This is a genomic window from Candidatus Chlamydia corallus (assembly GCF_002817655.1).
GTDB lineage: Bacteria > Chlamydiota > Chlamydiia > Chlamydiales > Chlamydiaceae > Chlamydia > Chlamydia corallus.
On record NZ_NWQK01000001.1, the window covers coordinates 535,358 to 547,657 of the forward strand.

Genomic DNA, 12,300 nt, shown 5'->3' on the forward strand with positions numbered 1-12,300 from the left:
GAGCATGTATTGCTATGACATCAGGAGTTAGTGGAAGTTCAAATCAGGACCCCTCATTAGCTGCGCAACTGGCACAAGCCTCTCAGAAAACAGGAGCTGCGCAAAGTGGTCAAGATACTAAGCATGTATCAAAACAAAGTTCTCAAGCAGAAGTTGCTGCTGGAGGTTTTGAAGATCTTATTCAGGACGCGTCATCCCAAGGAACCTCAAAAAAAGAAAGCACATCTTCAACCAAAAGTGCTAAGGGAGAAAAAAGCGAAAAATCTACAGCAACTAAATCTGGAACTTCAGTAGGAAGTGCAAGTGAAACTGTAACCGCGCAAGCCGTAAAAGGTCCTGGGGGATTAAAACAAAATAATTATGACGCGCCTAACCTTCCTGTACCTGATATGCAAACCGTCAACGGTATTGTACTTAAAAAAAATATGGGGACTCTCGCACTTCTCAGTTTAGTTATGACCTTGATGGCTAACGCCGCTGGAGAATCTTGGAAATCTTCGTTCCAAGCACAAAATCAAGCGATCCAATCACAAGTTGAAGCGGCCCCGGCTATTGCAGAAGCTATTCAAAGACAAGCCAACCATCAAGCATCAGCTACAGAAGCACAGGCACAACAATCTTTGATTAGTGGTATTGTAAACATTGTAGGATTTACAGTTTCTGTGGCAGGAGGTCTTTTCTCTGCTGCAAAAGGAGCTACCTCTGCCCTAAAATCCGCTTCCTTCGCAAAAGAAACGGGAAGTGCTGCAGGAGGTGCTGCATCTGGCGCTGCTGCCAAAGCCCTGACTTCTGCTAGTTCTTCTGTGCAACAAACTGCGGCTACTACTGTTAAAACTGCCTCATCAGCAGCGGGTTCTGCGGGAGCAGCGGCAGCTAAAGCTGCAACCAACCTAACCGATGATATGGCCGCAGCAGCTTCAAAAGCTACAACAGAAGCAACTTCAAAAGGACTTTTTGGAAAGGTTTTAAATAACCCAAACTGGACTGAAAAATTCTCCAGAGGGATGAACGTGGTGAAAACCCAAGGAGCACGTGTTGCATCATTTGCAGGAAATGCTCTTTCTTCTTCTATGCAGATGAGTCAGCTAATGCACGGACTTACAGCAGCTGTTGAAGGTCTTACTGCTGGCCAGACAGGAATGCAAGTGGCCCACCATCAGCGAATGGCAGGACAAGCAGAGGCTCAAGCAGAAGTAATGAAACAAATGTCGTCAGTTTATGGCCAGCAAGCATCACAAGCAGGGCAATTACAAGAACAAGCTACGCAAACATTTAACTCTGCTTTACAAACACTACAAAATGTTGCTGACTCTCAAACACAAACAACATCTTCCATCTTTAACTAACAATCAGAGATCGGATCAAAAAAGCTCGGTATGTGACCGAGCTTTTTCATGTAAAGCGGCTTTACCTTAAGAAACAATGTAGCCCTGACGGAATTCTTCGTGATAGATGAGGCGACATCCTGCTACCATTAAGGCTACAGCAAGCACCAAGCCCAAAGAGACCCCCGTTTCTCCAAGCAATATCCAGCCATACAATCCTGAATACAACGGCATGATAAGATTACAGAAGGAAAGAAAAGTAGAAGAATACTTCCTTAATAATTTTGCATAGAGATTGTAGCAAATCAGATTAGAAATTACCACTAGAGCTAAAGTCGCATATAAAAATTGCGACACATCTTGTACTGGCAAAGGATCCCAGGATTCCACTACTGCTGAATGCATGAGTGACAATATCCCAGCTATTAACATGGCGCATGCATTAATTGCTGTCACTGATAGGGTAGACTGTTTTTCAATTTGTCTAAGAAGAGTCCAGCCAAAAGAGGCGAAACTTGCTGCCCCTAAAATTAGAATTTCAGGAAGACCTATCTGCCAAGTCCAAGGCTGAGAACCATCCCCTCCCCCACCAAAGGTTAAGTAGCAAATATAACTCAACAAACCTAGAGAGAATCCTAAAATCTTTTTTTGTGTCACCTTCTCTTTCAGCTGAATATAAGAAAAAAGTGCTGACATTAGAGGAGAGAGTCCATAAATAAAACATACCCTAGATGAATTCAAATGTTGTAATCCTAGGAATTCAAAAATATTAGTAAGATAAAATCCTGTTAAAGCTAACAGGACAATACAAAAGAATATTTTTTTCGATATACAAACAAAACCGCCTCGAAACCATGCAGCAAGCGCCAAGATAACGCCAGCAAGTATCATGCGAGTCCCTGTGGCAAATATCGGAGCCGAGGCGTTCATAACTAGCTTGCTAAGAGCAAAAGAAGAAGACCAAATAAATGCCGTAAGAAAAACTAAAAAAAGCGACATGCAAACCAGTTTATAATGTTTAATAGGCAGAGAGTATAAAAGATGTTTTTATTACCTCCAATTTAAATCTCCCGACTTGTTTCAAATCGAATTAAAAAGCAAAAATTTTTTTTATAAAAAGCTGCTTGCTTTGATCAAAAAAAACACTAAAATACTAATAACAAAGGTCCCCTTAAAATGGAGGCATGGGAAAAGATGATTCACGTAACTTGTGATCAAGAAAATTATGAAGTATTTGCCGGTACTACAGCAGCAGAGTTAGCTCAACAATTAAAAAATTCACATCAATTTATTGGGGTTCTCATCAATGAACGCCCTAGAGATCTTTCCATCCACCTACAAGAAGGCGACACCTTAACATTTCTCACTTCTGAGGATCCCGAAGGACGAGAAATTTTTCTTCATACTTCTGCGCATCTTCTAGCCCAAGCAGTACTGCGTTTATGGCCAGATGCACTTCCTACAATCGGTCCCGTCATAGACGAAGGATTTTATTATGATTTCGCCAATCTTTCAATTAGTGAAAGTGACTTCTCATTAATTGAAGATACAGTAAAGCAAATTGTAGATGAAAAACTTGTAATTTCTCGCTTTATTTGTAAGGATAAACAACAAGCTTTAAAGGAATTCCCGAATAATCCGTTTAAAACAGAATTAATTCGTGAGCTTCCCGATAATGAAGAAATTTCTGCCTATAGCCAGGGAGAGTTTTTTGACCTTTGCCGAGGTCCTCATTTACCTTCGACAGCTCACGTAAAAGCTTTTAAAATACTACGTACATCAGCAGCCTATTGGCGAGGAGATCCTTCTCGTGAATCTCTAGTACGTATTTATGGGACTTCCTTTCCTACATCTAAAGAACTTCGGGCACATTTAGATCGAATTGAGGAAGCAAAAAAACGGGACCACCGTGTGTTGGGAGTAAAGTTAGATCTTTTTTCTCAACAAGAGAGTTCTCCTGGAATGCCTTTCTTTCATCCTCGTGGTATGATTGTTTGGGACGCTTTGATTAATTACTGGAAGCAGCTGCACGTAGCTGCCGATTATAAAGAGATCCTAACACCACAGTTGATGAATCGTCAGTTATGGGAGGTTTCGGGTCACTGGGAGAATTATAGAGCAAACATGTACACATTGAAAATTGATGATGAAGATTACGCCATCAAGCCAATGAACTGTCCAGGATGCATGCTCTATTATAAAACCCGCTTACATAGTTATAAGGAGTTCCCTCTACGTGTAGCAGAAATTGGTCACGTGCATCGTCAGGAAGCGTCTGGAGCCCTATCGGGGTTAATGCGTGTCCGTGCGTTCCATCAAGATGACGCTCATGTATTTCTTACTCCAGAACAAGTCGAAGAGGAAACTCTGAACATTCTTGCTTTAGTTTCTAAACTATACGGGACATTTGGATTAGAGTATCACTTAGAGCTATCTACAAGGCCAGAAAAAGACACAATAGGTGACGACTCTCTATGGGAGTTAGCCACAGATGCCTTAAATCGAGCCCTGGTTCAGTCTGGGACGCCCTTCATTGTTCGCCCAGGGGAAGGAGCTTTTTACGGTCCGAAAATTGATATCCATGTTAAAGATGCGATTCAAAGAACATGGCAGTGTGGAACTATTCAATTAGATATGTTCCTACCAGAACGTTTTGAATTAGAATACACCACAGCGCAAGGAACTAAGAGTGTTCCTGTGATGCTACATCGAGCTCTCTTTGGTTCTATAGAACGCTTTTTAGGTATTCTTATAGAACACTTCAAAGGAAGATTCCCATTGTGGCTAAGTCCTGAGCAGGTGCGGATCATTACAGTTGCCGATCGCCACATTCCTCGAGCGAAAGAATTCGTTGAGAAATGGAAAGGGATGGGTTTAGTGGTCACCCTAGATGATTCTAGCGAATCTGTAAGTAAAAAAATTCGCAATGCTCAAAACATGCAGGTGAATTACATGATCACTCTTGGGGATCATGAAATTAGTGAAAATGTATTAGCAGTACGCACCCGAGATAACCGGGTGATTAATGACGTCACCGTAGAGAAATTCTTAAACACTATACTTGAAGAAAAGAACTCTTTAAGTTTAACTGCATTATTGTAGTTGTTAAGGATTTTTGAGGATACGCATCAAGAATGAAGACTATCGCTGTAAACAGCTTTAAAGGTGGAACAGCAAAAACATCAACAACCCTTCATCTTGGTGCGGCTCTCTCGCAGTATCATCAAGCTAAGGTACTGCTTATTGATTTCGATGCTCAAGCAAATCTCACCTCTGGGTTAGGATTAGACCCCGATTGCTATGACAGCCTTGCTGTTGTCTTACAAGGCGAAAAGGAAATTCAAGAAGTCATCCGCCCCATCCAAGATATCCATTTAGATTTGATTCCTGCCGACACCTGGTTAGAGCGTATTGAAGTTTCAGGAAATCTTGCCGCTGATCGCTATTCTCATGAAAGGCTTAAGTACGTACTCGGTTCTGTCAAAGATCAGTACGACTATGTGATTATTGATACTCCTCCTTCACTTTGTTGGCTTACAGAGTCTGCCCTAATTGCTGCAGACTACGCACTTATTTGTGCTACACCAGAATTTTACAGTGTTAAAGGTTTAGAACGTCTGGCTGGTTTCATTCAAGGAATTTCCGCACGACATCCACTAACGATTTTAGGTGTTGCTTTATCCTTTTGGAATTGCAGAGGAAAAAACAATTCTGCATTTGCTGATCTTATTCACAAAACGTTCCCAGACAAGTTATTGAATACGAAAATACGTAGAGACATCACTGTTTCAGAAGCTGCGATTCACGGCAAGCCAGTCTTTGCTACATCTCCCAGTGCACGTGCTTCTGAAGATTATTTCAACCTTACTAAAGAATTGCTAATTTTACTAAGAGATGTGTAGCTCTATGGGCAATCTAAAAACGTTGTTAGAAAGTCGTTTCAAGAAAAATACTCAAACTAAAATGGAGGCGCTTGCCCGTAAGCGTATGGAAGGAGAACTCTCTCCTTTTACAGGTCGCCTTTCCAACCCCACCCTTTTACCAAAAGAAAAAGAACAACTCCGTCATCTTCTTGAACACTATAACTTTCGAGAACAGATTGAAGAACCTGACCTTATACACCTATGTACTCTTTCTGCTGAAGTCAAGCAAATCCATCATCAATCTGTTCTCTTGCACGGAGAACGCATAACAAAAGTCCGTGATTTGCTGAAAAGCTATCGCGAAGGAGCCTTTTCTTCTTGGCTACTTTTAACCTATGGGAATAGGCAAACGCCTTATAATTTTTTAGTGTACTATGAATTATTTACTCTTCTTCCCGAACCTTTAAAAATAGAGATGGAGAAAATGCCTAGACAAGCCGTCTATACCTTAGCGTCTCGTCAAGGATCCCAAGAAAAAAAAGAAGAGATTATTCGAAATTATCGCGGCGAACGAAAAAGCGAGCTTTTAGATCGCATTCGAAAAGAATTCCCCTTAGTTGATACAGATTGTAGAAAAACATCTCCAGTAAAGCAAGCTCTTGCTATGCTTGCCAAAGGCTCTCAAATATTAAATAAGTGTACCGCACTCTCTTCTGATGAGCAGATCATTTTGGAAAAATTGATAAAAAAACTAGAAAAAGTTAAAAGTAACCTCTTTCCCCATACAAAGGTGTAATTTATGGCAGCAAAGACAAAAATATTAGAGCTTGAAGACAACGTTTTTCTCCTTCTTGAAGGGAATTTAAAAAGAATTTATGCCACTCCTATTGGTTACACCACATTTCGAGAATTTCAAAATGTCGTTTTCAACTGTGCTAACGGTCAGCAAGATATCGCTAATTTCTTTTTTGAAATGTTAATTAATGGCAAGTTAACGCAAGAACTCGCTCCCCAGCAAAAACAAGCTGCTCATAGTTTAATTTCAGAGTTTATGATGCCTATACGTGTTTCTAAAGACATTCATGAACGTGGGGAATTTATTAACTTTATCACTTCGGATATGCTAACACAGCAAGAACGTTGTATTTTTTTAAATCGATTAGCTCGTGTAGACGGTCAAGAGTTCTTATTGATGACCGATGTACAGAATACCTGCCACCTCATTCGTCATTTACTAGCAAGACTTTTAGAAGCGCAAAAGAATCCTGTTGGAGAAAAAAATCTTCAGGAAATTCAAGAAGAAATTACATCATTAAAAAACCACTTTGATGAGCTGACTAAAGCCCTTCAATAGTAGGCATTATGAGTAAAAAAAAGCGCGTACTTACAGGAGATCGTCCCACAGGGAAACTGCATTTAGGACATTGGGTTGGTTCTATAAAAAATCGACTGGAACTTCAAAATTGCCCTGAGTACGATTGTTTTTTTATCATTGCGGATCTCCATACTTTAACTACAAAAATCCGCAAAGAAGAGGTTCTAGATCTCGATAACCATATCTATGAAGTTCTTGCAGATTGGTTAAGTGTCGGGATCGATCCGACGAAATCTACAATTTACCTACAATCTGCAATTCCTGAAATCTATGAGTTACATCTCCTGTTCTCCATGTTAATCTCAATCAACAGAGTGATGGGCATTCCTAGTCTCAAAGATATGGCCCGTAACGCTTCGATTGAAGAAGGGGGATTCTCTTATGGCCTCATTGGTTACCCCATTTTACAGAGTGCGGATATCCTCCTAGCAAAAGCACAGTTCGTCCCTGTAGGGAAAGACAATGAAGCCCACGTAGAACTCACGCGGGATATTGCTAGGAATTTCAACCGTTTGTACGGGCAGATATTTCCAGAACCTGAGGTACTACAAGGTGAGCTCACCTCTCTTGTAGGGATCGATGGACAAGGGAAAATGAGTAAGTCTGCGAACAACGCAATCTATCTTTCCGATAGCGATGATATAATCACTGAAAAAGTCCGTAGGATGTATACTGATCCCAACCGGATTCGAGCAACTACGCCTGGTCGGGTTGAAGGGAACCCTCTCTTTATCTATCATGATGTCTTCAATCCCCATAAAGATGAGGTTGAAGAGTTTAAAGCACGCTATCGCCAAGGTTGCATTAAAGATATAGAAGTGAAGGCACGCCTTGCTGAAGAGCTGATTCTCTTTTTAAAACCCATCAAGGAAAGGCGATCAGAATTTCTAGCCAAGCCTCTGGCATTACAAAAAGTCTTAGAGCAAGGTACGCATAAAATGCGTGAGGTAGCGAAAGCTACTATGGAAGAGGTTCACGACAAATTCGGGTTTAGCCATAAATGGCGCGCATTGCTTAAATAGCTTTTACTATGACATTCCAACTACACGCTCCTTTTAATCCTTGCGGTGACCAGCCAGAAGCTATCGCTCAGCTCTCTGCAGGGGTGCGTGCTCAAATAAAATCACAAGTACTTCTTGGAACTACGGGTTCTGGGAAGACATTCACTATTGCTAATGTGGTTGCCAACGTAAATCTCCCTACCCTAGTTTTAGCTCATAACAAAACACTAGCCGCTCAGCTATATCAGGAATTTCGTGAATTTTTTCCTAACAATGCCGTCGAATATTTCATCTCTTATTACGATTACTACCAACCTGAGGCCTATATTGCCCGTAGTGATACCTATATAGAAAAAAGCCTTCTCATCAATGATGAAATCGATAAATTACGTCTATCAGCAACACGATCTATTTTAGAACGCCGAGATACTTTAATTGTCTCTTCCGTATCGTGCATTTATGGTATTGGTTCTCCTGAAAACTATACATCAATGGCTCTAGTCTTAGAGGTAGGGAAGGAGTACCCCAGGAACATCCTCTCATCTCAACTTGTTAAAATGCACTATCAAGCATCTCCAATCCCACAAAGAAGTGCATTTCGAGAGCGCGGAAGTGTTATTGATATTTTCCCTGCTTACGAAAGTGATCTTGCCTTAAGGTTAGAATTTATAAACGATACTCTAATTTCCATAGAATACAGTGATCCTCTCACTATGATTCCCAAGGAGAGTGTCTCTTCAGCTACTTTATATCCTGGATCGCATTATGTGACTCCTGAGGCAATTCGAGAACAAGCCATCCGAACAATTCAGGATGAATTGGAAGAACGCATGACTTTTTTTGAAGACCGCCCCATAGAAAAGGACCGTATTTTCCATCGTACGACTCATGATATTGAGATGATCAAGGAAATCGGATTTTGCAAAGGCATAGAAAACTATTCTCGTCATTTTACAGGAGCTCCACCAGGAGCACCTCCTACTTGCCTCTTGGATTATTTTCCTGAGGACTTTCTACTTGTTGTAGACGAGTCTCATCAAACACTACCACAAATACGTGCTATGTATCGTGGAGACCAATCCCGGAAGCAATCTTTAGTAGAATACGGATTCCGTCTCCCCTCCGCCTTTGATAATCGCCCGCTGACCTATGAAGAAACTCAGCGTTACTTTCGCAAAGTCATCTATGTCTCTGCAACACCAGGAGAGACGGAATTACAAGAGAGTTCGGGTCATATTGTACAACAAATCATTCGCCCTACGGGAATTCCTGATCCCATGCCTGAAATACGCCCTGCTACAGGACAAATTGATGATCTTCTTGAAGAGATTCGTAAGAGGTTGTCTCAAAAGCATGAAAAGATCCTCGTGATTTCTATAACAAAAAAACTTGCCGAAGATATCGCAGGCTTTCTTTCAGAATTAGAGATCCCTGTAGCATACCTGCATTCTGGAATAGAAACTGCAGAACGCACCCAAATCCTTACCGATCTACGGTCAGGTAGTATTGATGTGTTGATTGGAGTTAACCTTCTACGTGAAGGACTCGATCTTCCCGAGGTCTCTTTAGTTGCCATCTTAGATGCTGATAAAGAGGGCTTTTTAAGAAGCACGTCATCTCTAATTCAGTTTTGTGGAAGAGCAGCTAGAAATATCAATGGCAAAGTCATTTTCTATGCTGATCAAAAAACACGCTCGATAGAAGAGACCCTTCGAGAAACCGAACGCCGCCGTCAAATACAGTTAGATTACAATAAAGAGCATAACATTATTCCTAAGCCAATTATAAAGGCCATTTTTGCTAACCCTATTGGACAGACCTCTAATAAAGAGGCAAAGTCTCCTAAAGAATCTAAAAAACCTGTATCTAAAGAAGATCTCGAAGAGCAAATCAAGAAATATGAAACACTCATGCAGCTTGCTGCTAAGGAATTTCGATTCGATGAAGCTGTAAAGTACCGAGACGCCATGCAAGCTTGCAAAGAACAGCTTCTATATCTCTTCTAAGAGCATTTCTAATCTCGATGTTAAAGAATATTCCTCCCCAAATTTATCTATTTTTGTCATTATGAGTTTCATATGAATCCGTTGAATCCGTAGATTCTTATTTTAGAACTGACACGATTCAGGAAGCAGAGCAGGATCAGTATATTCACATGCGATTCAGCTCTTAGCAAAGTCTTAAAAAGAGATAGGAATTATGTTTGAAGCTGTCATTGCCGATGTCCAAGCTAGAGAAATTTTGGATTCTCGAGGATACCCCACGTTACATGTTAAAGTAACCACCAGCACAGGTTCTGTTGGAGAAGCTTGCGTACCTTCAGGAGCATCCACAGGGAAAAAAGAAGCTTTAGAGTTGCGTGATGCAGATTCTTCTCGTTACCAGGGTAAAGGAGTTCTGCAAGCTGTAAAAAATGTAAATGAAGTTCTTCTTCCTCTTGTCAAGGGATATAATGTTTACGAGCAATCATTAATTGATTCTCTCATGATGGATTCTGATGGTTCTTCGAACAAAGAAAATCTAGGAGCCAACGCTATTTTAGGAGTCTCTCTAGCAACAGCACACGCAGCAGCAGCAACAATGCAAAGACCTCTCTATCGTTATTTAGGAGGCTGTTTTGCCTGTAGTCTTCCCTGTCCTATGATGAATCTAATCAATGGGGGCATGCATGCTGATAATGGCTTGGAGTTCCAAGAATTTATGATTCGTCCCATTGGAGCATCTTCCATAAAAGAAGCGATCAGCAAGGGAGCTGATGTTTTTCATACGTTGAAAAAATTACTCCATGAGAGAGGCCTTTCTACTGGAGTGGGTGACGAAGGAGGCTTTGCCCCCAATCTTGGTTCTAACGAAGAAGCTTTGGAGCTCCTATTGCTGGCTATCGAACAAGCAGGCTTTACTCCAGGAAAAGATATATCCCTGGCATTAGATTGCGCTGCGTCCTCATTTTATAATGTAAAAACAGGCACGTATGATGGAAGGCACTATGAAGAGCAAATCGAGATCCTTACAAGTTTATGTGATCGCTATCCTATAGACTCCATAGAAGACGGTCTTGCTGAAGAAGACTATGAGGGTTGGGCCTTGTTAACTGAGGTTCTCGGAGAAAGAGTTCAAATTGTTGGTGACGACCTTTTTGTTACAAATCCAGAACTAATATTAGATGGCATTACCAGCGGATTAGCTAACTCTGTATTAATTAAACCAAATCAAATAGGTACGCTTACCGAAACCGCCTATGCGATTAAGCTTGCCCAAATGGCTGGCTACACTACAATTATTTCTCATCGCTCAGGAGAAACTACTGACACTACGATTGCAGATCTTGCTGTTGCCTTTAACGCTGGTCAAATTAAAACGGGATCCTTGTCGCGTTCTGAACGTATTGCAAAATACAATAGACTGATGGAAATTGAAGAGGAACTGGGCTCTGAAGGAGTCTTTACAGACTCTAACGTATTTGCCTATGAGGATACTCAGGAGTAGCAAGGGATTTTTTTAATTTACATGCTCTTTTTGTAGATCAAAAACAAATTGCAGATCAGAAGTTGGCTTAGCTGCTTTCTGAACTGCAATTTTTGCATTATTTTTTACTTTTCTATCTTTATTCTCTTTATCACAAAAATCTCCGCCCAGACATCTATTAAAAGACTTCTCTCACTTTTTCATTGAAAAACAAAATGCACCCGTTTCCCAAGGGTCCATTGATCATACTTGTAGCTCTTTACACATATTGCTATACTTTTCTGATGTAAATCCTGACAAGCAGAGGAGAATATGAAAGTACTAAAACAAATTCTAAGTTCAAAGCTATCTCAAATTAGTTTGTGGATCATGATGTTTTCATCTTATTCTCTCTCGGGTCATGGTTATGTAATTACAGACAAGCCAGAGAATCAATTCGATGCAACCTCTGCAGTAAAATGGGATTACTGGGGGACAAGAACCCTCTCAAGATTATCAAATAAAAAAGCCTCTGCAAAAGCTGTTTCAGGAGACGGTTCTATAACTGTCGGTGTTGTGAAAGACGCTTGGTCGCGCACTTACGCTGTAAAATGGAATTATTGGGGTACTTATGAACTCTCTACCAGTTCGTGGGTAAAAAAGTCCATGGCAACAGGAATCACTTCTGATGGATCTATAATCTCGGGAATTATTAAGAACGAATCTTCTCAAAATTTCGCAGTCGTATGGAAGGACAATAAAATGTACGTACTTCCTTCTAGCTGGGCAGTGGAATCCAAAGCTAATGGCATTTCTGCTGATGGATCTGTAATTGTAGGGACTGCTAAGGATGCTTGGTCACGCACTTATGCTGTAAAGTGGGATGGAGGAGAGGCTAAGGTCTTACCCAGAGGCTGGGCTGTCAAATCAATTGCTAATTCTGTATCTGCAAACGGATCTGTAATGTAATTGTAGGGTCTATACAAGACTGTGCTGGGATTTCTTACGCTGTAAAGTGGGAAGGAAATACTCTTACACATCTGGGAACCTTAGGGGGATATTCTGCTGTTGCTAAAGCGGTAGCAAATAACGGGAAGGTCATTGTAGGGAGATCTGAAACATATTACGGAGAGGTTCATGCCTTCTCGTGTAAGAACGGTATTATGAAAGACTTGGGCACTCTTGGTGGGGGGGGGGGGGGAAAAATAACAAAAAGCTGTTGGTTCATAGCTACTGACAATGTCACCGACTGTTGTTGCGGCAAGTCGTAGTACATAGTAAGCGAAGTAAAA

The 12,300-nt window shown here is 40.9% G+C and carries 11 protein-coding genes; 10 read left to right on the plus strand and 1 reads right to left on the minus strand.

What is annotated here, in order from left to right; all coding sequences use genetic code 11:
* Positions 1-14: 14 nt before the first annotated feature.
* Positions 15-1,346 carry a type III secretion system translocon subunit SseC family protein gene (gene sctE, locus CMV32_RS02335; protein WP_100934312.1) on the plus strand — a complete coding sequence of 444 codons (1,332 nt, stop codon included), beginning with the start codon at positions 15-17 and terminating at the stop codon, positions 1,344-1,346.
* A gap of 66 nt (positions 1,347-1,412) precedes the next feature.
* Here sctE and CMV32_RS02340 read toward each other — a convergent pair whose 3' ends face one another.
* Positions 1,413-2,324: a DMT family transporter gene (locus CMV32_RS02340; RefSeq protein ID WP_100934313.1), complete on the minus strand. Its 912-nt coding sequence runs from the start codon at positions 2,322-2,324 to the stop codon at positions 1,413-1,415.
* Positions 2,325-2,519: 195 nt separating this feature from the next.
* Between CMV32_RS02340 and thrS the strand changes: the two genes are divergently transcribed.
* From thrS to CMV32_RS05570, 9 genes are all read left to right on the plus strand, one after another.
* The gene (thrS, locus tag CMV32_RS02345; RefSeq protein WP_100934357.1) at positions 2,520-4,427 is read left to right on the plus strand and encodes a threonine--tRNA ligase; all 1,908 of its coding nucleotides are present in this window, start codon (positions 2,520-2,522) and stop codon (positions 4,425-4,427) included.
* Positions 4,428-4,459: 32 nt separating this feature from the next.
* Positions 4,460-5,227, plus strand: coding sequence for a ParA family protein (locus CMV32_RS02350; RefSeq protein ID WP_100934314.1), 768 nt, complete (start codon positions 4,460-4,462; stop codon positions 5,225-5,227).
* A gap of 4 nt (positions 5,228-5,231) precedes the next feature.
* Positions 5,232-5,984: a pGP6-D family virulence protein gene (locus CMV32_RS02355; RefSeq protein WP_100934315.1), complete on the plus strand. Its 753-nt coding sequence runs from the start codon at positions 5,232-5,234 to the stop codon at positions 5,982-5,984.
* A 3-nt stretch (positions 5,985-5,987) separates the two neighbouring features.
* A complete protein-coding gene (locus CMV32_RS02360) occupies positions 5,988-6,542 on the plus strand; it encodes a CT584 family type III secretion system tip protein (RefSeq protein ID WP_100934316.1) in 555 nt (184 codons plus the stop codon).
* An 8-nt stretch (positions 6,543-6,550) separates the two neighbouring features.
* Positions 6,551-7,585: a tryptophan--tRNA ligase gene (gene trpS / locus CMV32_RS02365; protein ID WP_100934317.1), complete on the plus strand. Its 1,035-nt coding sequence runs from the start codon at positions 6,551-6,553 to the stop codon at positions 7,583-7,585.
* A gap of 8 nt (positions 7,586-7,593) precedes the next feature.
* On the plus strand, positions 7,594-9,570 hold the full coding sequence (gene uvrB / locus CMV32_RS02370) for an excinuclease ABC subunit UvrB (protein WP_100934318.1): 1,977 nt from the start codon (positions 7,594-7,596) through the stop codon (positions 9,568-9,570).
* A 193-nt stretch (positions 9,571-9,763) separates the two neighbouring features.
* Positions 9,764-11,050 (plus strand): phosphopyruvate hydratase, encoded by a 1,287-nt coding sequence (eno, locus tag CMV32_RS02375; RefSeq protein ID WP_100934319.1) that lies wholly within the window; start codon positions 9,764-9,766, stop codon positions 11,048-11,050.
* 291 nt (positions 11,051-11,341) lie between these two features.
* Positions 11,342-11,977 (plus strand): hypothetical protein, encoded by a 636-nt coding sequence (locus tag CMV32_RS02380; protein ID WP_100934320.1) that lies wholly within the window; start codon positions 11,342-11,344, stop codon positions 11,975-11,977.
* Between the two features lie 131 nt (positions 11,978-12,108).
* The gene (locus CMV32_RS05570) at positions 12,109-12,279 is read left to right on the plus strand and encodes a hypothetical protein (RefSeq protein ID WP_239923140.1); all 171 of its coding nucleotides are present in this window, start codon (positions 12,109-12,111) and stop codon (positions 12,277-12,279) included.
* Positions 12,280-12,300 lie beyond the last annotated feature (21 nt).